The sequence below is a fragment of the Halocatena salina genome (assembly GCF_023115355.1).
Classification (GTDB): Archaea; Halobacteriota; Halobacteria; order Halobacteriales; family Haloarculaceae; genus Halocatena; species Halocatena salina.
The window spans coordinates 146,912-169,604 of record NZ_CP096019.1 but is presented as its reverse complement, the minus strand read 5'-3'; the positions used below and the strand labels follow the sequence as shown (position 1 = coordinate 169,604).

The 22,693-nt window shown below is 58.4% G+C and carries 20 protein-coding genes; 12 read left to right on the top strand and 8 right to left on the bottom strand.

Annotated elements, in window-relative coordinates; genetic code table 11:
* Window positions 1–121 precede the first annotated feature (121 nt).
* Window positions 122–355 (top strand): DUF7127 family protein, encoded by a 234-nt coding sequence (locus tag MW046_RS00795; protein ID WP_247993675.1) that lies wholly within the window; start codon window positions 122–124, stop codon window positions 353–355.
* The gene (locus tag MW046_RS00790; protein WP_247993674.1) at window positions 352–2,613 is read left to right on the top strand and encodes a CDC48 family AAA ATPase; all 2,262 of its coding nucleotides are present in this window, start codon (window positions 352–354) and stop codon (window positions 2,611–2,613) included. The genes MW046_RS00795 and MW046_RS00790 overlap by 4 nt, the downstream gene beginning before the upstream one ends.
* Before the next feature lie 28 nt (window positions 2,614–2,641).
* Here MW046_RS00790 and hisF read toward each other — a convergent pair whose 3' ends face one another.
* The gene (hisF, locus tag MW046_RS00785; RefSeq protein WP_247993673.1) at window positions 2,642–3,457 is read right to left on the bottom strand and encodes an imidazole glycerol phosphate synthase subunit HisF; all 816 of its coding nucleotides are present in this window, start codon (window positions 3,455–3,457) and stop codon (window positions 2,642–2,644) included.
* A gap of 196 nt (window positions 3,458–3,653) precedes the next feature.
* Here hisF and MW046_RS00780 point away from each other — a divergent pair, with 196 nt between their 5' ends.
* Together MW046_RS00780 and MW046_RS00775 are read left to right on the top strand one after the other, a co-directional pair.
* Entirely contained in the window at window positions 3,654–5,249 is a 1,596-nt protein-coding gene (locus MW046_RS00780) for an ArnT family glycosyltransferase (protein ID WP_247993672.1), read from the top strand.
* A 187-nt stretch (window positions 5,250–5,436) separates the two neighbouring features.
* The gene (locus MW046_RS00775) at window positions 5,437–5,595 is read left to right on the top strand and encodes a DUF7550 family protein (RefSeq protein ID WP_247993671.1); all 159 of its coding nucleotides are present in this window, start codon (window positions 5,437–5,439) and stop codon (window positions 5,593–5,595) included.
* On the opposite strand, the gene MW046_RS00770 is transcribed toward MW046_RS00775, so the two are convergent.
* On the bottom strand, window positions 5,582–5,977 hold the full coding sequence (locus tag MW046_RS00770; protein ID WP_247993670.1) for a hypothetical protein: 396 nt from the start codon (window positions 5,975–5,977) through the stop codon (window positions 5,582–5,584). The two genes, MW046_RS00775 and MW046_RS00770, sit on opposite strands and share 14 nt — an antisense overlap.
* 107 nt (window positions 5,978–6,084) lie before the next feature.
* Window positions 6,085–8,247: a phosphoribosylformylglycinamidine synthase subunit PurL gene (gene purL, locus MW046_RS00765; RefSeq protein ID WP_247993669.1), complete on the bottom strand. Its 2,163-nt coding sequence runs from the start codon at window positions 8,245–8,247 to the stop codon at window positions 6,085–6,087.
* Between the two features lie 154 nt (window positions 8,248–8,401).
* Between purL and MW046_RS00760 the strand changes: the two genes are divergently transcribed.
* The 4 genes from MW046_RS00760 to MW046_RS00745 all read left to right on the top strand — a co-directional run bounded on the left by MW046_RS00760 (window position 8,402) and on the right by MW046_RS00745 (window position 11,083).
* Window positions 8,402–9,109: a PHP domain-containing protein gene (locus tag MW046_RS00760; RefSeq protein ID WP_247994788.1), complete on the top strand. Its 708-nt coding sequence runs from the start codon at window positions 8,402–8,404 to the stop codon at window positions 9,107–9,109.
* Between the two features lie 121 nt (window positions 9,110–9,230).
* Entirely contained in the window at window positions 9,231–9,509 is a 279-nt protein-coding gene (gatC, locus tag MW046_RS00755) for an Asp-tRNA(Asn)/Glu-tRNA(Gln) amidotransferase subunit GatC (protein WP_247993668.1), read from the top strand.
* Window positions 9,506–10,780 carry an Asp-tRNA(Asn)/Glu-tRNA(Gln) amidotransferase subunit GatA gene (gene gatA, locus MW046_RS00750; RefSeq protein WP_247993667.1) on the top strand — a complete coding sequence of 425 codons (1,275 nt, stop codon included), beginning with the start codon at window positions 9,506–9,508 and terminating at the stop codon, window positions 10,778–10,780. The genes gatC and gatA overlap by 4 nt, the downstream gene beginning before the upstream one ends.
* A gap of 165 nt (window positions 10,781–10,945) precedes the next feature.
* A complete protein-coding gene (locus MW046_RS00745) occupies window positions 10,946–11,083 on the top strand; it encodes a DUF7503 family protein (RefSeq protein ID WP_247993666.1) in 138 nt (45 codons plus the stop codon).
* Between the two features lie 6 nt (window positions 11,084–11,089).
* On the opposite strand, the gene MW046_RS00740 is transcribed toward MW046_RS00745, so the two are convergent.
* The gene (locus MW046_RS00740; RefSeq protein WP_247993665.1) at window positions 11,090–13,174 is read right to left on the bottom strand and encodes a hypothetical protein; all 2,085 of its coding nucleotides are present in this window, start codon (window positions 13,172–13,174) and stop codon (window positions 11,090–11,092) included.
* Window positions 13,175–13,320: 146 nt separating this feature from the next.
* Window positions 13,321–14,004 carry a DUF7504 family protein gene (locus MW046_RS00735; RefSeq protein ID WP_247993664.1) on the bottom strand — a complete coding sequence of 228 codons (684 nt, stop codon included), beginning with the start codon at window positions 14,002–14,004 and terminating at the stop codon, window positions 13,321–13,323.
* 746 nt (window positions 14,005–14,750) lie between these two features.
* On the opposite strand from MW046_RS00735, the gene MW046_RS00730 reads away from it, so the two are divergent.
* Window positions 14,751–16,046, top strand: a complete 1,296-nt coding sequence (locus MW046_RS00730; protein ID WP_247993663.1) for a S8 family peptidase — start codon at window positions 14,751–14,753, stop codon at window positions 16,044–16,046.
* Window positions 16,047–16,069: 23 nt separating this feature from the next.
* Here the strand turns inward: MW046_RS00730 and MW046_RS00725 are convergent, their stop codons facing one another.
* The 3 genes from MW046_RS00725 to MW046_RS00715 all read right to left on the bottom strand — a co-directional run bounded on the left by MW046_RS00725 (window position 16,070) and on the right by MW046_RS00715 (window position 21,106).
* Window positions 16,070–18,022, bottom strand: coding sequence for a prenyltransferase/squalene oxidase repeat-containing protein (locus tag MW046_RS00725; protein ID WP_247993662.1), 1,953 nt, complete (start codon window positions 18,020–18,022; stop codon window positions 16,070–16,072).
* Between the two features lie 110 nt (window positions 18,023–18,132).
* Window positions 18,133–19,980, bottom strand: coding sequence for an ArnT family glycosyltransferase (locus MW046_RS00720; protein ID WP_247993661.1), 1,848 nt, complete (start codon window positions 19,978–19,980; stop codon window positions 18,133–18,135).
* 85 nt (window positions 19,981–20,065) lie between these two features.
* A complete protein-coding gene (locus tag MW046_RS00715; RefSeq protein WP_438268191.1) occupies window positions 20,066–21,106 on the bottom strand; it encodes a DUF2304 family protein in 1,041 nt (346 codons plus the stop codon).
* A 247-nt stretch (window positions 21,107–21,353) separates the two neighbouring features.
* On the opposite strand from MW046_RS00715, the gene MW046_RS00710 reads away from it, so the two are divergent.
* Genes MW046_RS00710 through MW046_RS00700 form a run of 3 tightly spaced genes read left to right on the top strand, consistent with a single transcriptional unit; the run spans window position 21,354 to window position 22,679 of the window.
* Complete coding sequence (locus tag MW046_RS00710) at window positions 21,354–21,770, top strand: DUF2178 domain-containing protein (protein ID WP_497007299.1); 417 nt, start codon at window positions 21,354–21,356, stop codon at window positions 21,768–21,770.
* The gene (locus MW046_RS00705; protein ID WP_247993658.1) at window positions 21,767–21,976 is read left to right on the top strand and encodes a helix-turn-helix transcriptional regulator; all 210 of its coding nucleotides are present in this window, start codon (window positions 21,767–21,769) and stop codon (window positions 21,974–21,976) included. Before MW046_RS00710 ends, MW046_RS00705 begins: the two co-directional genes overlap by 4 nt.
* Window positions 21,969–22,679, top strand: a complete 711-nt coding sequence (locus MW046_RS00700; protein ID WP_247993657.1) for a CPBP family intramembrane glutamic endopeptidase — start codon at window positions 21,969–21,971, stop codon at window positions 22,677–22,679. The genes MW046_RS00705 and MW046_RS00700 overlap by 8 nt, the downstream gene beginning before the upstream one ends.
* The last annotated feature ends 14 nt before the right edge of the window (window positions 22,680–22,693 follow it).

Here is a 22,693-nt window from a genome sequence, read left to right as displayed (position 1 = left end):
TTTTCGCTCTCGATGCGTCCGAAGATCCGAACCGCATTTCTATCGATGTTCGGATTGACGATACCGTATTGCGTCTTTCGGCAGAAGATTTATATAGTGCTATGACTAACTTAGAGTTAGCATGAACGACCAACAGCGGTTCACGAACAAGGGAGCACCCGTTTCCACATACGAGTACGACGATGCGATCGTGTTCGTAATGGACGTCGGTGCTGGTACCGACGCCTCGATCGACGTCGTCGACGGAACAGCAATGTTCGCCGTTGCGGACAAACAGTACGATATCGACCTTCCAACCGGTGATGCGCAAGCGTTTATGAAAAACGGGATCGTTGGTGTAGAGGTGGAACGATGAAACTCACAGTTAAATTCCTCAAACAAAAAGACGCAGGGCGAGGACTCGCAGCGATCGACCGCGAAGCGATGTCCGAACTCGATCTCGAAAACGGGGATTACATCGTGATCAGCGCAGGTGATGGCCGTGCCGTCGCCCGCGTCTGGCCGGGCTACCCGGAGGATCAGGGCCAGGGGATCATCCGGATCGACGGTCGCCTCCGACAGGAGATCGGCGTCGGGATCGATGACAGCGTCACCGTTGAGAAGGCGGACGTCAAGCCCGCAAAAAGCATCACAGTGGCGCTGCCCCAAACCCTTCGAATTCAGGGTGATGTCGGGTCATTGATTCGAGATCAGCTGAGTGGCCACGCGGTGACGACCGGGCAAACCGTTCCGATCTCGTTCGGTCTGGGACCATTATCCAGCATGTCCGGACAGAGCATCCCACTGAAGATTGCAGACACCAGCCCGAGCGGGACGGTGGTGATCACCGATTCGACGGAGATGCATGTGAGCGAGAAACCCGCCGAACAGATCGTTTCCGAGGAACCAAGCGATCGGGAAACACCCAATGTCACCTACGAGGACATCGGCGGACTGGACGAGGAGCTAGAGCAGGTCCGAGAGATGATCGAGCTGCCGATGCGCCATCCGGAGCTGTTCCGGCAGTTGGGGATCGACCCGCCAAAGGGAGTGCTGTTACACGGTCCACCCGGAACCGGAAAGACGCTGATGGCCAAGGCGGTGGCCAACGAGATCGACGCGTACTTCACCAACATCTCCGGCCCGGAGATCATGTCGAAGTTCTACGGCGAGTCCGAAGAACAGCTCCGAGAGATCTTCGAGGAGGCCTCGGACAACGCACCCGCGATCGTATTCATCGACGAACTCGACGCCATCGCGCCAAAACGTGGTGAGACGACTGGTGACGTCGAGCGCCGCGTCGTCGCCCAGCTTCTCTCGCTGATGGATGGGCTTGAAGAGCGCGGACAAGTGACTGTCATCGGAGCAACCAACCGCGTCGATGCGCTCGATCCCGCGCTTCGCCGTGGTGGTCGATTCGATCGAGAGATCGAGGTCGGGGTGCCCGACCAAGAGGGACGCAAAGAGATACTTCAGGTCCACACCCGGGGAATGCCCCTCACCGACAACGTAGATCTCGACGTGTACGCCGAAAACACCCACGGATTCGTCGGGGCGGATCTCGAATCACTCGCCAAAGAAGGAGCCATGACCGCGTTGCGACGGATTCGCCCCCAGCTGGATCTCGAAAGCGACGAGATCGACAGCGAGATGCTCGAAGACTTGCGTGTGATGGACGACGATTTCCGGGAAGCGCTCAAGGGCATCGAACCGTCCGCGCTCCGGGAGGTGTTCGTGGAAGTCCCAGACGTCACGTGGGACAGCGTCGGTGGACTCGAAAACACCAAAGATCGGCTCCGGGAGACGATCCAGTGGCCGATCGACTACCCCGAGGTGTTCCGGACGATGGACATGGCTTCGGCCAAGGGGGTTCTCCTGTACGGCCCACCGGGAACAGGGAAAACGTTGCTCGCAAAAGCCATCGCCAACGAGGCCAACAGCAACTTCATCTCGATCAAGGGACCGGAGCTGTTGAACAAGTACGTCGGTGAATCCGAGAAAGGGGTCCGAGACGTTTTCTCGAAGGCCCGAGAGAACGCACCAACCGTAGTGTTCTTCGATGAGATCGATTCGATCGCAGGCGAACGCGGGCAGCGCATGAGCGACTCCGGTGTCGGTGAGCGCGTCGTCTCACAACTGCTGACGGAACTTGACGGCGTCGAGGAACTCGATGACGTCGTCGTCATCGCCGCGACCAACCGACCGGATCTCATCGACAGCGCCCTGCTTCGTCCCGGACGTCTCGACCGGCACGTTCACGTGCCAGTTCCTGACGAGGAAGCCCGGCGGGCGATCTTCGAGGTCCACACCCGCGACAAGCCACTCGCTGATGCTGTCGATCTCGAACGGTTAGCACGGATGTCTGATGGCTACGTCGGAGCGGACATCGAGGCCGTCTGTCGGGAAGCCGCGATGATCGCTACCCGCGAGTTCATCGGCCGTGTCGATGCTGAAGAGATCGAAACATCGGTCGGAAACGTCCGCATCACGATGGATCACTTCGAGCAGGCGCTTGAGGAAGTCAGCCCGAGCGTCACCGATGAGGTTCGCGAACAGTACGACGAGATCGAAGATCAGTTCGGACGCGCCAGCGAACCGACCGACAGAGAAAAGATCAGCCGAACGTTCCAGTGACGTGACCGGACCGATCGGATTTCGTCCCTCAGGTCCGGACGGGAACGTCACGCGCATCGAGGTGGGATTTGACGTCCTCGATGGTGTACTCCTCGAAGTGGAAGATCGATGCTGCTAGCGCCGCGTCGGCACCGGCTTGGGTGAACACGTCGTACATGTCTTCGGGACCGCCACAGCCCGATGACGCGATTACGGGCGTCGAAACGGCATCACAGATGGCTTCCGTGAGTGGAATATCGTATCCGTCCTTCGTTCCATCAGCATCGATGGAGTTGACAAACAACTCGCCTGCTCCGCGTTCGTCGGCTTCGCTGGCCCATTCGATGGCATCGACGCCGGTGCCTTCGCGGCCGCCCTTGACCGTACATTCGAACCAACATGACTCTCCATCGATCTGAGTGTACTGTTCGCCCGCTTCGTCGAACCGACGCCGAACGTCGACACTGATAACGACACACTGGCTACCAAAGGCCGCTGCTGTCTCCGTGATGAGTTCGGGCTGTTCGAGGGCCCCCGTATTGATCGACACCTTATCGGCCCCGGCACGGAGTGTCTCCTTTACGTCCTCTCGAGTCCGGATCCCCCCGCCAACGGTCAGTGGAATGAACACTTCGTCCGCAACACGCGAAACCGTGTCCAACATCGTCTCCCGTCCTTGGGCACTCGCCGTAATATCCAAAAACACGAATTCGTCCGCGCCCGCCTCATTGTACCGGCGTGCCATCTCGACCGGATCACCTGTATACCGGAGATCCTCAAAGTTGACGCCCGTATAGACGGCGGCGTTCCCCTCATCGTCGAGATCCACATCGATACAGGGGATGATCCGCTTGGCCAACGTCATGTTTGGAGATACGATTCGCGGTATTAAAACGGCCCCGACTCACACAGCATCCAGCGCACGGCTGTTCCAACCCAGTAACGATGGCTACTCGACCGATTTGAGCCGTACTACGCGCTTTACCCGGTTTAAACCACAGTACAGTGTTCGAAAATATGTAATGAGATATTAGTTATCGGCTGCTGATTTACTCCGTGTGATGGAACGATCCCGTGTGGGGAGCTGGTATGCCGTCGTTGGCATCCTTGTGTTCGTCCCTATCTACGCCACCTACGTTCTGACCCACGAGTATCCATCGCTCGGTGGTGGCCTGTTCTTGATGATGAGTGAGGAGATCACGGCCCATGGATATACGCTGCCTGCGAGGATTCCACACTACACGTCGGGAGGAATCCCCTTCAGCTATCCGCCGCTCATGCTGTTCGTCGTCGGACTCTTGCTCGACATCGGAGCGCCACCGCTCACGCTCGCGCGCCTCCTTCCGGGAGTGTTGGTCGCGTGTGCGCTCGTTGTCTACGCCGTAGCGACAGCGGAACTGCTCCAGAGCCGTCGACAGGGAGCGTTTGCGGCGATCGTGGTTGCAACCGCCCCGTCGGTACTCCATCTGACCCTTACTGCGGGTGGAACCGTTCGTGCAGCGGCGTTGTTGTTTACGAGTGCTGGGATCTACACTGGCGTTCGTCTCTTTAAAACCGGTTCACGGACGTGGCTGCTCACTTCGATCGGTTTGTTCGGAGCGACACTGCTCACCCACCCGTTGTACACGATATTCTTCGGCACGAGCTATCTCGTTTTTTACTTCTGGCTCGATCGAACGGCATACGGACTGCTTCGGGGGGCTGCCGTCGCGGCTGGTGGCGTCGTTCTCGCTGCCCCGTGGTGGTTGCCCGTTGCCAGCACGCACGGATTCGAGGTGTTTCTGCAGGCGAGCACTACCCACGACGGTATCGGCTATCTCAGCTGGTATCAGGAGTTTCCCACGGAGACGGTGTCGGTACCGTCGCCGTGGCCACCGCTGGCCATCCTCGGTGGGCTGTTTCTCCTCGTGCGTCGAAAGCCGTTGCTCCCTAGCTGGTTCATCACCGCCGGGGTTCTCACTGGACGCGACGAATTCCTGCTCGTCATTGGCGCGATGATGGTCGCTGCGTCGCTGTTCGAGGGAGTAGTCCCCCTCCTTCGACGAATCGAAACCACAGTTTTAGAGACGATCGAAACAAAAGACGGGACGGCATTGTCCGTCTGTAAGCGAGGAATAGTGCGACTGCGATCCATCGGACCACACGTTTGTGTGCTGGCGATCCTCATCCTCGGATTGATCGCAACCTACGGCACGTCGTCGGCAGCGGTGTACGTTGCTGGAGGGGAAGCGGACGATGAGTTACCGATGTTCGTTCACGACGCGGATGTAGCAGCGACGAAGTGGATTCGATCGAACACGACGAAAAACGCTTCGTTCGTCGTCATCGGCGACGTTGCGGAATGGTTCCCACTGTTCACTGATCGGACGAATCTCGTCGTTCCCCAAGGGAGCGAGTGGGAGGGAACGAGAGACCGACAGATGCACATGCGAGACCAGTTACGGCCGTGTCGCGACGCTTCCTGTCTCACGGCACGGTTCGATCAGTTCGGCCTCAAACCGGACTACGTGTATCTCACCGCTTCGGGATACGCTCGCAAACAGGGCCCCCGAGCAGGAGAACACCGCTGGACACGTCTCGGACACAGTTTGCGTCAATCACCCGAGTACGAAGTCGTCTTCGAGAACCAAGGCGCGTTGATCGTTCGGCGGAAATGAGTGACCTGCACAGAAATCGCGTCTCGATCCCGGATACAGGGATCTCCAAGCGTACGCCGGATCGACCGATTTCGAGGTGTGCCACCCAGAACAGTACTGACCATCACCAAACACGGTGTGTACAATCATTATCGCACCAGAAACATCGGACCGACAGCCCAAAGTACAGTCCCGCCACAGCACAGACATGGCCGAACACGAGAGCACAGCGATCGATACGGACCACATTGAGCGCCAAACCGCCCCTCAGCAGTCGTACACCATGCGCGACGTCGGCATTGGCATCGTCGTTGCGATCGTCGGGATGGCGATCGTCTTCGGCGTGCCGGTTCTCACTCACCTCTGAACCCAAGCACGAGACGGAGGCTCACCGGAACGTCGGTCTTGGTGTCTACGTCAGCCTTGACGCTGCCCTCGAACTGAGCGGTCCCAACGGCGTCGACGGTCCCATCACCGTTCGCGTCGACCCTGACGGTCACCGTGTTCGTCGTCGTATTGCGCTTGATGTCGACATCCGTAGCTGAGGCGTTTTCGGCTTTGACCGTAACGTTGACGGTGTTGTCAGGAGGGAGTTCCACCGTCGTTTCGTTGGCCACCTCGTCAGGATCACCGGTGCTGACAACCGTACTGATCGAGGCGCTCTGGACGGTCATCGGAACGGCCGTCACGCCGACGAGACTGAACAACACAACGGTTACCACTGTGAGCGATGTGAGCGGTCGGCTCATACTACAACCCACACCATGATCCGGAATATCTTAAATTCAGTTCATGGTCTTTTATGCAATTATTACATCGAGTCGAGGTCAAAAAAGAGTTCTCAGCCGATCATCGGTTACTCGAGTTCTCGATCGAGCACTCCCCGAATCGCCCGAACGGTCCCCGCGTCGTATTCGAGCCGTTCTCCGTTCACCGTCAGCGTGAGTTCACCACTCGCGTCGGTGTGACCGACGTTCTCGACCGGAGTATCGTCCGGGAACGCTGCTTGGACGGCGTCTGGTGCGGTGGTTTCGATGACAGCCCGCCCCGTTCGCTCGTGGAACAACAGCCCTGCGCCGTTTTCGTCGCCGGTGAGCGTCACCTCTGCGCCCCTGCTCTCGGAGATCATCTCCGCAAAGGTGACGGCGAGACCGCCGTGGCTCACGTCGTGCACCGCTCTTGTGTGCTCGTCGGTTGCGACCGACGCGATCGCCTCGATGAATCCCGTCGCTTCGGTCTCCTCGGGTGGGGTGGGAAACGCATCGGTGCCGTCGAACTGGGCGAGATACTCCGATCCTCCGAGTCGCGGCGTTCGTCCGGACGCGACCGCGTGGTCTCCGACGAGGAGGATCGTCCCCGGTTCGGAGGATTCGGGGAAGCCGAGTGGAGGCGCGTCGTACTCCGTTGTGGTCCCGACCATTGCGAGCGTCGGCGTCGGGGGGATCGGACCGCTGGTAGAATCGTTGTACAGAGAGACGTTTCCCCCAACGACCGGCACCGACAGCGTTCGGCACATGTCGGCTAGCCCGTCGACGATCCCCTTGAATCCGCCGTACACGCTTGGTGTTTCGGGATTGCCGCCGTTGAGACAGTCCACGGCGGCCAACGGCGTCGCTCCTTTGGCGGCTAGGTTCGTCGTGACTTCAAGCGCCACCGCACGAGCGCCCTCGTACGGATTGAGCGACGTCCAGTTGGGATTGCTTCCGGCGGCAATCGCGATCCCTCGCTCGCCGTCACATTCGCGGGCAGCCAGCACCGCAGCGTCATCACCGGGACGAACGATCGTCCGCGTTCCGACCTCGTGGTCGTACTGACGGTACACCCACCGCTTGCTCGCCGTGTTCGGGCTTGCGAGCACCGACTCGAACGCGGTCTCTAGCGTCGGTGTCGGGAGTTCGGTCTCTTTGGGTGGCGTTGGTGGAACGCTGTCGAGATCGTTCATCGGCGCACCCTCGGCCAGATACTCGGCCGGTACGTCGACGACCGTTTCTCCATCGAACGTACAGACGTAGTTGCCCTCCGTCACGGTCCCGATGACCGAACTTCCGAGATCGAACCGGTCTGCGATCTCCCGAACGCGATCGACATTTTCGGGAGCGACTTCATAACACATCCGCTCTTGGGATTCGGCGAGTAGGATTTCGAGCGCGCTCATGTTCGGCTCACGCTGGTGGACGCTGCCGAGTTCGATACGCGCACCCAATTCACCCTTTGCGACCAGTTCGCTCGATGCCCCACCGAGTCCCGCTGCGCCGAGATCGCGCGCCGACTCGACCAATTCCTCATCGAGTAACGTTTCGTTCGCTTCGATGAGGAGCTTCTCGGTGTAGGGATCACCGACCTGTACCGCCGGTCGGTCCTCGGTTTCGGCATCCTCGCTCAGATCCTCGCTCGCAAAGCTGGCTCCACCGAGACCGTCACGACCAGTGGCGTTGCCCACGAGCATCAACGCGTTGCCCGATTTCTGGGCTTTGGCAGTAACCAACCGATCAGGAGACACCACGCCGACACACGCAACGTTGACCAGTGGGTTTCCCTCATAATCAGGATGAAAAACGACGCTGCCGCCGACAGTCGGAACGCCGATCGAGTTGCCGTAATCGGAGATGCCCTCCACGACGCCCTCGAACAGATACCGGGGATGTTCGTCCTCGAACGGTCCGAAATAGAGGCTGTCCGTGAGTGCGATCGGATACGCCCCCATCGACATGGTGTCACGCACGATTCCCCCGACCCCTGTCGCAGCACCGTCGTAGGGATCGACGTACGAGGGATGGTTGTGGCTCTCGATCCCCAGCGTGATGTACACCGAATCGGAAAGAGCAACCACGGCGGCATCATCGCCCGGACCGACGACGACATCCTTGCCGTTGCTATCGAACGCCGACAGCAACGGACGTGAGGAACGATACGCGCAGTGCTCGCTCCATAGATTCTCAAAGAGCGCTTCCTCTGCTGGTGTCGGATCGCGGCCGAGTTCCGAAACGACGAGTTCGTAATCCGACGCGGAGAGGCTCATTGCCCGATGTCGGCCAAGCCCGGTGAAAGCCCTTTCTATGTCGTCCAACCCTCTGCTCCAGTGCAGCGGTGATCGTCGGGAATGATATTGGGTGACATCTATCGATCGAATCGAGTATCGTATCGCTTTTGCCAGCAGCGACCAACTGCTGGATGTGCTTTCGGTCGAGCTACACACCCACTCCGACCGTTCGTACGACGGCCGCGATCCGATCGATATGCTACTCACGCAGGCAGAAGCGATCGGACTCGATGCGGTCGCAGTGACAGATCACGATCAGATCGACGCGAGTCTCAAAGCCTCGAAACTGGCCCCCGAATACGGATTGATCGGAATCCCGGGGGCAGAAATTACGAGCACTGCGGGCCACGTACTCGGATTGGGTATCGAAGAGCGTGTGCCGTCGGGACTGACATTCACAGAGACGGTCGAGCGAATTCACGATCTCGGGGGGATCGCTGTCGTTCCCCACCCGTTTCAGGGCGCTCGTCACGGTGTCGCACCGAACGTCTCGTGCGAACAGTTGGCTCGCGCTGATGCCATCGAAGTGTACAATTCTCGACTGCTCACCGGACGCTCGAACCGGAAAGCAAAACGCTTTGCAGCCGACCGTAAACTACCGATGACAGCCGGCAGCGACGCCCACATCGCAGAGATGGTCGGACAGGCAATCACCCACGTTGGCAGCGAGAAACGGACGATCGACAGCATCCTTCAAGCCATCGCCGACGGGGAAACCACGGTCGTCGGCGAGCGGACTCCGTGGCGGATCAGCCTCCGTCAGGCTGGTGGTGCCGTCAAACGACGCATCAAATACGCTGCGGAGGATTTTTTTACTGACGTCGGGCGAGGCTTGCTCTGATCGGGGCACACGGCTCCGTGAATCCCCGATCGTAGTGGAACGATCTCTCCGTCTCCATCGAAATTCGTAGGACGTTTGCGGTATCGAAACGCTTAGTGGTCGGCCCGGACTGATCCCGTGTATGAGTGAGGACGCCGTCGACGCCGATGCAGTCCATCACGTGGCGGATCTCGCACGGGTCGCCCTGACGGAGTCGGAAGCCGAACGGTTCGAAGCACAGTTTGGAGATATCCTTGGTTACTTCGATTCGTTGGATGAGGTCCCCGAGATCGAACGGGAGAGCGATCTCGTGAACGTCATGCGACCGGACGAGCAACGCCCGAGCCTGAATCAAGACGAAGCGCTCGACAACGCTGCTGAGACCGAAGACGGCTATTTCAAAGGCCCCCGGGTATCATGAGCACGGAGTACAACGCCTTCATCACCGAGACGACGATCGAACCCACCAGCGAAGGACCGCTGTCCGGTCGAACCGTCGCCGTCAAGGACAACATTTCGACTGCTGATGTCCGTACGACCTGTGGTTCTGCGATGCTCGAAGAGTACGTCCCATCATACGACGCCACTGTTGTCGAGCGACTCACAGCGGCAGGTGCGACGATCGTCGGAAAGGCGAACATGGACGAGTTCGGAATGGGTGGGACGACCGAAACCTCCGCGTTCGGACCGACCGAGAACCCACGCGCTCCGGGACGTGTCGCCGGTGGCTCCTCGGGTGGGAGTGCTGCCGCCGTCGCGGGGGGAAAAGCGGATCTGGCGCTCGGAACCGATACTGGAGGCTCGATCCGTAACCCGGCAGCGTTCTGTGGCGTTGTGGGTCTCAAACCGACGTACGGTCTCGTCTCCCGATACGGGCTGATCGCGTACGCCAACAGCTTAGAGCAGATCGGACCGATCGCGCCGACCGTCGAAGAAACCGCCATGCTGTTGGATGTGATCGCCGGACCCGACGAGAACGACGCGACAACCCACCAGAACGGGACCGACGCTGACTACGCCGCTGCTGCCGATGGCAACGTCGATGGCATGACCGTTGGTGTGCTTGAAAGCCTCCGGGACGGAGCCGACGACCGAGTCGTGGACGCATTCGATGACGCAGTGGCCGAATTGGAAGCCCAAGGTGCCACCGTGGTCGAGATCGAACTTGATTCGATCGACCACGCCCTCGCGGCATACTACGTTATCGCCATGTCGGAAGCCTCCTCGAACCTTGCACGCTTTGACGGCGTCCGGTACGGCGTCTCCGGAGGGTACGAAGGCGACTGGAACGAGGCGTTTGCCATGTCCAGAGAGAAAGGGTTCGGTGAGGAAGTCAAACGCCGCATCCTCCTTGGAACGTACGCACTCTCAGCCGGGTATCACGAGAAGTACTACAAGAAAGCACAGGACGCCCGTGCCTGGGTGAAACAGGATTTCGACGCCGCATTCGAGAAGGCTGACGTGCTCGCCTCCCCCACGATGCCCGTGTTGCCCCCAGAAATCGGCGACAGCCTCGATGATCCGCTCCAACTGTATCAGATCGATGCTAATACAGTTCCTGTAAACCTCGCTAACCTCCCTGCGATCTCCGTACCGGCGGGCCGTGCTGATGGATCCCCCGTCGGCGTGCAACTCGTCGGTCCCGCCTTCGACGAACACCGACTCATCCGCGCTGCGAGCGCACTTGAGTGACCGATTCGATCGATCTGGCGACATACAGCAGGCAAATCGGAAACGGGAACGACGAAACCCCGACTGATTTTAATATGGCTTGTTATAGTGGAAATAAAACCAAATCGAATATGCATAAACTATTAAAATACACTCATGTGTATTGGGGAATATTGTTTGGATGCGATGTCCGAGCACACGACACTCGTGGAGTATCTACACGATCGTCCGAGGGTAGCTGGTGTACTATTTATGACGCTGTTGTTGTTGTCACAGGCTGGTGCGGCCCAAGCCAATGCATTGACGTATTACGCCGGACCGTAGTCGACGCTACAGTTCGTTCAGAGCGACCGCATCGCTCCAGAGCAGATCGTCGTCCATGATGATGGGGATCCGTTCGAGGCTGAGAAAGCGTCGGATTTCCGCTGTCGACAGTTCATAGCTGTTGCTATTGCTAGAGAGGAGCCGATACTCCGTTTCCCCGTCGATGAACGGGTGAACGATCGTCCCCATGCCGGTGTGGGTCGTGGGATAGGCGGTGATATCCAGCTCGAATCGTTCGTTTCCGGTGGGTGTGATCTCACCGAGTATCGGGATTCCGCTTTCGGACTGGGTGATCGCCAAGCTGCCATCTCCTACGACGAGATACTTGTTGCTGATGAGACTCTCCCGACGAGCGATGTTCAGTGCGGCCCGGAGTGGAAAGCCACAGTTGAGCAACTTCGCTACGCTGTATCCGATCGTGACCGCGCCAGTATTGATGACGTTGCCAAGCGTGACGACACCACCGATCGCACCGGCATCGATAATCCCCATTCCCTGCTCGTAGGACTGACAGGCGTTCAAAAAGAACGCATCCACGTCGACCGTATCGAGCGTTCGCGCGTCGAACCGGCCGTTTGGACACCGAAAACCGTCCTCATCGATGTGTCCGATGTAGTGAAGGAAGTCGGTCGGTCGTTCAAATACTGCGGCGAGTTCGTCCGTCGATAGTCCTCGATGGATTCGAACCGTCAAGGGGTGGTCCGACTGGGAGTCGTACACGCCATCGATGGCGTCGCATTCTTCAGCCATCGTCGGCTCGTTACACACGACCGTGATCGTGATGTCACCATCGGTCGGTGTTCGATCGAGACGGTTCCGAAAGGCGGTCGAAGTCGCTTTGCTTGCTCCTAGCGGCGTTGCGTCCCCGACCCAAACCTGTTCGAGCGACTCTGTCGTCTCCGGTTGGACGTACTCTCGCTGGTCGATTGTGTCTGTCATCGTGCTCCGTGTCATTGCACCGTCCCGTACGAACTCCGAGATGGCATCTATCTGTTGGTGATGTCGGTCGACTTGTTTACATTCTGGGGTTCGGATGACCGCCAGATCGTTCACGAGAAATGGGATCGTCTCGATGGTGTCGGGGCAGAGAGCGACGTGTGAAGTTATCTTCCAGTTGGGAACGTACTGTTCGATGTCGGCGTACGGAACTGAAAGATACGCTTGGAGCTGGTCGGCAATGGAACGGTCGTACAACTCCGGTAGTGCGATCGGAAGGCTCGCTTCGAGCTTCCGCCGTTCGTACAGTTCGATCCCGGCTTCCCCGGTCGTTCGGGTTAGACAGTCGAGAAACAGGACCTGCTTTAACACGCGTTCGATTTCCGCTTGCACGCCCCTTTCGGAGTCGAGCCGGTGTTCGAAACCGGTTGACGTGAGTATTACGGGCGTGCTTCCAGGACGGACTCTCGCACCGAGATAGTACGCTAACGATGCGACAGCATACACGAATCGGTGTTTTGGGGGAAGTTCGATCGTTATCCCCGTCTCTGGAGGCGTCAGTCCCTCCGGAACATCGAGCGTTTCCCCGTGTTCGATCAGCGGTGGATGCCCACGAAGCGTGGGATAGGAGCGCTCACACGCCGTGGTCTTGAGTGCCGAGCTGAACGTGGACACCGCGGTCATCATGTCCGTCGGACAGTCGGTCGTGACGACCGTTCCAGCAGGCGATTGGTGACGTGAACGCGCACCGATCGCCACAGTGGCCACGTTCTCGAATTCGATCCGGGTTCGGGTCGTATCCGTAGAAACGCTGACAGCGCTGTCGACGACGAGATACAACTTGAGTGGTGTGGACAGTTCGAGTGCGTACCGGTCTGGTGGACGCGATTCGTCTGCACCCTCCTCGATCCTCGTAAGCACCGCTCCCTCCGCATTCCGGATGTTTACACCGGGGACCATAGGCACCGTGATGGCAGACGTACGAATTGTGAAAGCGCTATCGACCGGGTAGTTGAGTCGATCAGCAGCGATGGGCACCGGTGTCGCCGGAGACGGCGTGTGGAGTGTGCATCGACACCGATCGATCTCGTCGATCACCACGATTCCGGGGGGATTTTCCGTCCGGGTCCACGAAATCGTTTCCTGATTATTCATCACTTCGCCTCCCTTCAGACGGTGGCTGGACAGTGATAGCCAGCGGATCAAGGAGGCTGTGTGATTCGGGGGACCGAACGAGGAAGCGACGCAGAGCAGATCGGTTACAGGCAAGAAGAGTCATTCCGTTCGAAGTCTGGACGACATCATTCATTGAGATCCGTCCAATTCGACGTTATCGAGGGATCGGTGAGATGCCAGCGCTGCTGGGGTGTTCCATCCGCAACGCGGAGCTCTACGACAGCGTCCACCAGCGGCTCGAACAGCGTCGTAATCTCCGAGTCCCGAGCGATCGGAAGGTGAACGTGGACCATTCCGCTCCGTCGCTGTGTTGCGATGCCCGTGTACCGGACGAGGCGTAGGGACACGTCTCTCTCGTTCGACTCGATAAACGTCGACAGCGAGTCGACACACACCCGAAGCTCTCCGGCCGCGAGTGGCTCAGCAGCGCGTTCGATGGAACGAATCGTGCCGATGATCTTGGCGACGAGCGACGATGGAGTGTCCGCTGTGGTGTGTGAGACGTCTACCGAACCGGAACTACTCAGCTGACAGTCCGTACTTCTGAACTGCGTTACGTAATCTACGATATGATTTCGGTGGTAGGTGTCGTCCGTAATGGCCGATCGCGCGTCCGTTCCTGAGCCGTCTGTCGTGACGTACAATCGCTGGCGATGCATACTTGGATCGCCCATGAGGTGCCGACACGCCAGCTGGTGAACCTCGGGCGCGACGTTCCCCACCACGAGTAATGTACTGCCACGCTGCTTCAGACGGCTGAGAGCTGCCGCAAACTCGGCTGATCCCAGCACTTCCCCATCGAATACCATCAACTATTCCCTGTGAACAGCCTGAAAATAAACGTTATGGTCGTCTCGTCCCTACACCGGCATTATCTTTTAATGGAATAATTGCACGGAAAATATTCGCCAAGACGATATTATTCTAGTGAAGCTGTCCTGGAGAGACAATCGTCGAATAAATCTATAAGTGATCGTCGATACTACTCGATATCGTATGTGTTATCGCTGTCCCAGTTGCGAAGGAGAACTACAACAAGAGTATCGGTCGTGGATCTGCCAGGAGTGTGGTTATGTGCCGGCTCACGGCGCGGATTGATCAAGCACGGATCGAATCAGTGATGAGAGGGACACGTCCGTAAGCATCGCTCGGTGAACGTGCGTACAACGCGTTCATCACATCCAATCTCACGCGACAGATACTGTGTATAGTCCATACTATTCCATAACCATAGTATATATTATAATTATAAATAAAATATACTTTTGAATCACATATGTAGTATGATATCGTGGTGTAATAGCTGTATCGCATCAACAAACGCTGTATTTCCTATATTATCGTCTTATCTGAATTAGCTACCCACATATCACCCAAAACTTTAATAACTGTTCTTTCGAGGTGTTCATCATCATATGCTCGAAAGAAGTAATGACATCAATATTTTACGTGTGTCGTTTTCCGACGAACGGTTATTTCCACGGAATTGGTGGGGTGGTCCACGAGTCGATACGGCGACGAGCGCACAGACACCATCGATTCACTCAGACAGCCGATGACGAACACAGATATAGACGACATCAGTTCGAAACGAGGACGACGCGATTTCCTTCGATCGATGAGCGGGCTGGGTTTGTTCAGTTCGATCGGTCGGCAGTTCGATGTGGGTATCGATAGTCTCATCCCAGTAAACATCGGCTACCGCGATAGCGGTGGATACAACGCTGCGACGGAGATCGCAGACGAGGTAATTCGAACCTTCGGGTTCAACGCGGCGACGATGACGATTCCCCAACGACTCTTGACGGAGCAGGGAATCGATAGCATCCTAACCGATCAGCCGATTCGATACCTCGAACTGGATAGACCGATGGTTGCCCACCAACAGTACACGCCGTGGGGCATCGATCGAGTCGGTGCCAAGCAGGCTCATACTGGGAGAATCAGCGGTCGGAACATCGATATCGCAATCCTGGACAGCGGGATCGACGAGACGCATCCTGATCTTCAAGAGAACGTCGGTGCTGGAAAGTCGTTTCTCAACACCGTTGGATTGTTGTCAGGAAGTGAACAGTCGAACGGCACGTCCATTTTCGAGGGCGTTCGGTCGGCGTTCGAAGCACCTCACGGGTTGCTCGACGCCCGATCGAGAGCTCGAGACCGATCGGAGGAGTTCAGTTCTAACGCTCCCGAGTGGCACGACGCCGTCGGTCACGGCACTCACATCGCAGGGATTGCTGGAGCGATCGACAACTCGGATGGAGTCGTTGGTGTCTGTCCCGACGCGACGTTACACGCCATCAAGGTCTTGAGTTCTTCCGGTGTTGGGTCGGCCTCCGACATCGCGGCTGGCATCGACCACGTCACAAACCAGGGATGGGAGGTCGCAAACCTGAGCCTCGGCTCTTCGTACGATTCGAAGCTGGTTCAGGACGCGTGCTCGTATGCGGTCGAACAGGGCACACTCCTCGTCGCAGCGACGGGGAACATCGGGCCATGTACGGACTGTGTGCGCTATCCCGCCGCGTATCCCAGCGTTGTCGGTGTCGGAGCAACCACCCCCGACGACACGCTCGCGTCTTTCTCGGCGACCGGACCCGAGACCGATCTCGTCGCACCCGGCCAGAACATCAGATCGACGTACACCACCGATATTCGTCCCTACGAAACGCTGTCTGGCACGTCGATGGCAGCGCCACACGTCGCGGCAGCCGGTGGACTCCTCATGGCGGAGGGGTATGAGAACACGACTGCAGCCGATCGCCTCATAGAAACGACAGAGGATATCGGTCTCTCCGAAAACGACGGCGGAACCGGCCTGCTCGATATCCCCGCCGCACTCGGGCTGTGAGTGGTGGTCCGATGTGACGGTCGTCAAGACGGCTCCGTGAATCCATCGAGCAGGGTGAGCGCTTCGATCGTTCCGGCGTGGCGTTGCATGGCCGTTTCACCGGTGTAGAACTCGCGGTCGGCGAATCCGCCGGCAGTGGTCTGTCGTGCGCCGAGGAGGCGACGGGTGGACTGATGATCGATCGAGTCGACCGCACCGGCCACAGCCAATCCGGCCACTACGTGCCGTGCTTCGGCTCTGTTGGTGTACTCATCCTCCTGCTGTCGGCTTCTGAGATAGGCGATCGCCTGCTTTCTATCGATGTCGTCGAATCGATCGATGTGAGCGAGCGTTTCGAGGGCGTATCGTGTCTCACACACCGCGCTCATCGTGTCGGGTGATGACTCGGAGACGTGTCCTCGGTCTGCCTGCTGATCGGCGAGATACGTCCCGACGCCAGCGAGATCGATACGGGACAGCTTTTCGGCGGCGGCGAGCGCACGGACCGCGAGCCATGTCGTCTGCGGGGAGGGCGAACCAGTCGTGGTGTCGGTTCCAGCCGTGTTGGTGAACCCGCCACGTTCGTGTTGGTGATCGATGATGAACGTGGCTGCCGCCGCGTGATCGACGGCATCGAGTCGGTCGAGGCGATCGAGTGCGAGCACTGCGAGAGCGGTCTGTTCGACAGTCGACTCAGCGGACCGATCAGGATGGGTGAGCGCACCGTCGTCGCGCTGTCCGTTGGCGAGGGTGGCCACGAGAGCGTCCCGTGGCACCCGGCCTCGTTCATCGAGCAGATCGAGCGCACGAATCGCTGCCTCCGTATCTACCAACGACGACAGACTGCTCGGCCACGGACCGAACCCCTTCGTTCCCGGGTGTTGACAGGCTGTGAGGAACTGTTCTGTGGCCGACCGATCGATCCGTCCGAGCGCGCCGACCGCATCGAGTGCGATCGCTGCAAACGCCGTGTTGGGCAGATAGTTCGTCACTGCCGGAGACCGGTCCGGTGCCGTTTCGAACCCGCCGTACAGCCGTTCGTCCGTCGGATTCTGAAGCTGTCGATCGGCGAGCCAGTCTGCGTGCACGTCCTCTGAGAACCGGGACAACCGATCAAGCCACGAGAGTGTAACGAGTGCTTGTGCGGTGGATCGCGTCGTTGCCGCCGGATCGAATCGACAGATCAAGGACGAACAGTCTACAGATTCGAGGGTGTTTCGGAACCCCCCTGCGGGTCGTTGTACCGTGCGCAGGAATCTCGTCACCGCCCGAGTCGTAGCAGGAGTTAACTCTCCCAACACCGATAATGTGATGACAGCATGATATGTTCCTTCGACGGTTGGGGCGTCCTGCCGTCGAACGGACGGCCATCCACCAGTCGAGTGCTGGGTGTCATTGAGAAACGTTAATACCTGCTCGCGGACCGACTGTGATACCGCGTCCTGCTCGGTGAGCGCGACTATTGACTTGTGGGTAGCTTCAAGCGTGCTGACGATCGATCCACCCGCAAAACCGGACCGGGGAGCGAACCCTCCCGCATCGGTCTGGTGATCGAGAAGAAACTCGACGGCAGCAGTCTCATCCACGGAGACAGCGGACTGCCGGGCCAACGCGAGAGCGTGGTATGTGGCAGTGGTCCACGGTCCCAAAAAATCCCCGTGTTGGCGAAAAAATCCTCCACTCGACTGGTCTTGAAGGCGGGCAGCTGCGCGCGCTGGCCCGTCTTCGAGGGCTATCCGGGAATCGATCGCTTGGATCGCTTTGAGGGCAATGTGAGAGTATTTCGGAAAGACGACCTGTCCGGGGAACTCCGTCGAAAGCCCCGTCTGTCGCCACAACGCTCCCGTGAGCCATTCGATCGCAGCCGTCTTTGAGGGTGACTCGGGATCAGTCGCTGGGTTCGCATCATCCGTTCGACGGAATGGATGAGCGTTCGCTTGTCCGATCGCCGTGAAACCGGCTGATCCCGCTACCTTCAAGAGCAGACGGCGCGACACACCATACACATTATTATTTGTCATTTCAGATCAGCGTAGATACCGGATGGATCGTCGTCCCCGGTGTTAAAAGTCGGCTATTGGGATCGTTCTCGGGGTACTAGAGTCGGTTATGGACAGGGGCTAGTTCGTTCTAGGATGAGTGTGTACTGCTCGGGACCGAGATCCTGTTCGTCGCCGTACTGTACCGTACGAGGGATCACCCCGACACGAAGCAGTTCTGGGAGAGGTGACTGGGACCGATTTCGATCGAGAAATCGGGGTCGCTGTCCGAACTCGGCAGCCACTTCGTAGCTGTCGTTCGGATCGGTCACGAGCGAACGAACGTACTCGATTTCGCGGTGATGGTCCGCATAGAAGTTTGCTCGTCCGTTCAGATCCGGTGGGGCGAGCCGAAGCAGATCCTCGCGCGTGAGCTCGATGTACTCGGGACAGCGATCTGGCATGTTCTGCATCCACTCGCTGTACGTTTTTTCGGTTCGGGTGAGCTCTCCGTCGGCTCTGTGAGTGTAGTGGCTCATGTTCATCCCGTGTGGGACCGCTGCGACTTGTGGATGGATCTGGTACAGTTCGATCGTCGCGTCTTCGGGAGCGTTGGTAGCCAACCAGTCAGTAGCCTCCGCCCTCGGCTGGTCGGCATATCCGAGAGTTCCGTAGCCGGTGTACAGCGCGCTCGATACGAGCAATACGACAACGACAGCGCGCGCTACCGTCTGTGTGCGTTCGCGGAGCTGTTGTACCACGATCGAGACGAGAATCACGAGCGGTGGGATCGTCGGAAGAAGATGATGCATCCGGATGTACCGCCACCACGAGAGCAGCCCGAGACAGCTGACGACAGCCACGACCAACAGCACTAGCCCGTCAGTCCTGTCGGACCGGGTTCGTAACTGGGGAAGGATCGCTGCCACGCTCCCGATCACGGCGAGAAAGAGCACAACCCCAAAGCCGTTGAGATAGCTCCGAACTATCCACCACCACGATGGCACATCCCGTCCGCCCGGGATCGTCGCTTTGTGTGTCGTTCCCCGCGTAATCCGATCGAGGAGTGCCTCCGGTCCCGACAGCAACACGGAGGGATATCCGACGACGATCGCCCCTAGTCCGATGAGCGCCCCACCCACCAGAAATCGGGGACGGAGCAGCGCCCGGATCCACTCCGACTCGACCTTTCGGGCGCGGAGGAGATGTGCCGTTGCGAGCAGTATGACACCGATGCCCGCCGTGAGCTTGAACGCCATGGCCATCCCACCGACGCCACAGCCACCGTAGAAATACCAGTCTTCACCCGTTTCTACGTATCGGAGCGCGAGATAAATGATGAGCAACAACAAAAACACCGATGGGACGTCTTCGCCCCCCTCATGGGCCATCACGACGAAGCCGAACGTGAGCGACAGAATGAGGGCAGCCAGCCGTCCGGTCGTCCGATCGCGGATCTGGGTTGCGATCCGATAGACAAGATACACACACCCGAGGGCGAACCCGACCGAAAACAGCCGGATGATCACTAGACTAGATGTCCACACCCACCGCGGTGTGCTGTGCCAGAGCAACCATAGATCCGTATCGGTCGTCCAGACGTTCGTCGCCGTATCCGGGCGGTAAAACGGTTCGAACAGTGCTAGCTGGTCTGTAACGGCTGCGAACAACGCTGCTGGAAGGAGCGCGATCGCGTTCAGATAAAACGTCGCACCGTATATTCGGCCCTGAGTCACCCCGTCTTGGACCGCTTCGAACCCGGAATCACTGGCGAGCCCTCCGATCGCTGGCATCACGTCAATGAGCCGTGTGAGCTCGTCGTGGGTCGCGAAATTCGGAATCAGATGCCAAAACCAAAACCCGAATACCACGACCGGGATCACGAATACGTACCGGAGATACGGATCCGTCCTGACGTCCCGTATCACGCGTCGCTTCGTATGACCCACCAAACGCACGACTAACCGCAGATCCATACACGTACCTCTCCAAACAGAGATAAAAATTCGTCTATCTTATCCGTCCAATACTACGTATCTACGATCGTGTTCGAAACCGGCGTCACCGGAGCCAGGTGACGAAGATCGTTCGGGTGAGACCGAACGCGTACCCGAGTTTGGGCTTTTTCGTTTCGCCGGCCGCTCGCTGTGCGATGGTGATGGGGATCTCCTTGATTCGGAGACCGTTTTTGCGGGCTTCGATTAGCAGCTCCGGCGCACTGAACCGTTCCTCCGAGAGAGTCATTTTATCGAGCTGCGTGGCTCGAATCGCTCGGTATCCGTTGGTACAGTCCGTGATATCCGCCTTCGTCATCACGTTTATGAGTGCTGTGAACACCCGAATTCCGAGCCGTCGAGTGGCGCTGTTGTTGGATTCGTCCACTCCCGTGTACCGGGATCCGACGACGTAATCGGCTTCATCGTCGATGATCGGTTCGACCAGTCGCGGAAGTTCTTCGACGGGGTGTTGCCCATCGGCGTCCATCGTGACGACGATGTTAGCGCTGTGCTGTTCAGCGATCGAAAAACCGGTTCTAAGCGCGCCACCCTGTCCTTGATTGATCGGATGATCCACGACGATGGCGTTCGTTGAGCGAGCGGTGTCGACGGTCGCGTCGGTCGACCCGTCCGAAACGACGAGCGGTTGCAGCACATACCCACCGATCGCGTCCGGCAGCGACTCCACGACGCTCCGGATGCTCTCAGCCTCGTTGTAGGCAGGGATCACGACGTACACCGACGCTGATTCGGCGTCGTCTGTGGTCGCTTGATCGATCGCCAAGTTTCGTGTAAGCGTCGCCACCGACTGCTGGTTGTTCCGCGTTCGCGCGAACAACACCAACACCAGACCGACCAGCGTGACGTTCGTGATCAACGAGATCGCAAACGGCCGACGGTCGATCGCGAGGATCTCTCCGAAGGCCTCGAACAGATCCGGAAACAGCCCGATGGCGAAGATACCCACTGCAAGGACAACTGAGACGAGAAACTCCGATTTCGAGAAATTCGTGCGGTATCGCTCGAAACCCCACAGTAACACACCTCCAGCAAGCACGATGAAGGCGGCCGTCAGTTTGAGACTGTCCAACCCGGAGGTCTCCATCACGATCGGACTCAAGGCCACCCCCTCGACGCTGATAGCTTCCGATACTCCCTTCATGCGCTTCTATTGCTGAGATCTTGACGACGTGGTATATGCATTGTGGAATCGCGCTTGTGGGACAGCGAGCGCTGTCGAACACTGAGATGGTTCGAATACCGAAGCCTCGACGCGAGGGAAAGAGCTAAGTAGGTGTAAAGTTTCCTTTACTGTAAAGCTTCCTTGACGACAAGAGAGTTTTACACCAATCATGATACGAATTGACATAGCATCAATGAATCGACTCGAAACGAGACGCTTTTACCGTCGTTTGATGAACGCTTGCATCAGCGGGGGGATAGTCGCGTATCTCGCTGGGGTGCTGTCGGGATACGTCACCCTCGGGACGATCATCTACTGGGCAGGCTTTCTGGGGATGGTCGGGATTTGGAGAGGGACTTCGATCGAGCTGTACGACGAGCGCGAGCAACAGATCGACCGCGAAGCCGCTGGATTGACGCTCTGGGTGTTTTCGTTCGTGCTCGTTCTCGGTGGCCCCGCGCTGTTCGCGCTCGAAACAGTCGGCTCCTATGATATGCCGCCGGAGTTGTGGGGTGCGTTCTACGCGTACTGTGTGGTGTATCTGGTCTTTGGTGCGATCTACACCGTGCATCGGAAGCGATCATGAACAACGAACTCAGTGAGTACCGGGCAGACGCCGGTTTGAGTCAAGCCGATCTCGCAGAGCGCGTCGGTGTCTCTCGTCAGACGATCAACGCCATCGAGCGCGAACGGTACGATCCCTCACTCGAACTCGCGTTCGAGCTGTCCGATCATTTTGACTGCCTGATAGAGGATCTCTTCGATCCGGAACCGGAGAAAATGGATGACTGAGACCACACGTAATACGCACCCCCTGCCGAAACTCGCCCTCGGCGTCGTTGTCGGATGGATCGCTTTGGAACTACTGTTGCGCCGCGGCGTCGTTTCCGTGGTGGTTTCCTCGGTCGGTTTCGGCTTCACGGCCGATTGGACCATCCTTCTCCTCGGATTCCCAGCGATGGCCGCCGTGCTGTCGGCGGTCACACTCCGAGCCGGCCGCGACTCAAGTCGATGGGGATACGAGTGGTCGCTTCGGGCGGTCGTCGCTGGTTTGCTGGGCGTCGTCGTCGCCATCGGTCTCATGATAATAACCAGCCAGATCGACGCCGTCCTGTTCGGATTGGAAGAAACTACTGCTACCTTTGGTACTGCGGTCACCGAAGTGCTCCGGAGAACACCACCGCTAGCCGTGGTGTTTCTTCTCGGGAACGGCGTGGCCGTCCCGATCGCTGAAGAACAGGTGTGGCGTGCCGTCGTCCAGTCCGAATTCGTTGCCAGTTGGGGAGCGGTGGTCGGCATACTGCTCACGGCGGTTCTCTTCGCGTTGAAACATGTCGTGGTTGATGGATCGGTCGTGCGCCTCACGACACTTGTCGGGCTGGGTCTCGTGCTCGGACTCCTCCGCCACCGGTATGGAACCGTCAGCAGTGTCGTCACACACATCGGAATGAACCTCTACAGCACCGCGGCGATCGTGCTGATCGCGCTGGCATAGCTCCAGCGCAACGA

Excerpts from the sequence above, each read along its gene's own strand:
- gatC (WP_247993668.1), top strand. The coding sequence starts at position 9,231 with ATGAGTGAGGACGCCGTCGACGCCGATGCAGTCCATCACGTGGCGGAT.
- MW046_RS00770 (WP_247993670.1), bottom strand. The coding sequence starts at position 5,977 with ATGAGCCGACCGCTCACATCGCTCACAGTGGTAACCGTTGTGTTGTTC.
- MW046_RS00775 (WP_247993671.1), top strand. The coding sequence starts at position 5,437 with ATGGCCGAACACGAGAGCACAGCGATCGATACGGACCACATTGAGCGC.
- hisF (WP_247993673.1), bottom strand. The coding sequence starts at position 3,457 with ATGACGTTGGCCAAGCGGATCATCCCCTGTATCGATGTGGATCTCGAC.
- MW046_RS00705 (WP_247993658.1), top strand. The coding sequence starts at position 21,767 with ATGAACAACGAACTCAGTGAGTACCGGGCAGACGCCGGTTTGAGTCAA.
- MW046_RS00780 (WP_247993672.1), top strand. The coding sequence starts at position 3,654 with ATGGAACGATCCCGTGTGGGGAGCTGGTATGCCGTCGTTGGCATCCTT.
- gatA (WP_247993667.1), top strand. The coding sequence starts at position 9,506 with ATGAGCACGGAGTACAACGCCTTCATCACCGAGACGACGATCGAACCC.
- MW046_RS00790 (WP_247993674.1), top strand. The coding sequence starts at position 352 with ATGAAACTCACAGTTAAATTCCTCAAACAAAAAGACGCAGGGCGAGGA.
- MW046_RS00730 (WP_247993663.1), top strand. The coding sequence starts at position 14,751 with ATGACGAACACAGATATAGACGACATCAGTTCGAAACGAGGACGACGC.
- MW046_RS00735 (WP_247993664.1), bottom strand. The coding sequence starts at position 14,004 with ATGGTATTCGATGGGGAAGTGCTGGGATCAGCCGAGTTTGCGGCAGCT.
- MW046_RS00700 (WP_247993657.1), top strand. The coding sequence starts at position 21,969 with ATGACTGAGACCACACGTAATACGCACCCCCTGCCGAAACTCGCCCTC.
- MW046_RS00715 (WP_438268191.1), bottom strand. The coding sequence starts at position 21,106 with ATGGAGACCTCCGGGTTGGACAGTCTCAAACTGACGGCCGCCTTCATC.
- MW046_RS00720 (WP_247993661.1), bottom strand. The coding sequence starts at position 19,980 with ATGGATCTGCGGTTAGTCGTGCGTTTGGTGGGTCATACGAAGCGACGC.
- MW046_RS00740 (WP_247993665.1), bottom strand. The coding sequence starts at position 13,174 with ATGAATAATCAGGAAACGATTTCGTGGACCCGGACGGAAAATCCCCCC.
- MW046_RS00795 (WP_247993675.1), top strand. The coding sequence starts at position 122 with ATGAACGACCAACAGCGGTTCACGAACAAGGGAGCACCCGTTTCCACA.
- MW046_RS00745 (WP_247993666.1), top strand. The coding sequence starts at position 10,946 with ATGTCCGAGCACACGACACTCGTGGAGTATCTACACGATCGTCCGAGG.
- MW046_RS00710 (WP_497007299.1), top strand. The coding sequence starts at position 21,354 with ATGATACGAATTGACATAGCATCAATGAATCGACTCGAAACGAGACGC.
- purL (WP_247993669.1), bottom strand. The coding sequence starts at position 8,247 with ATGAGCCTCTCCGCGTCGGATTACGAACTCGTCGTTTCGGAACTCGGC.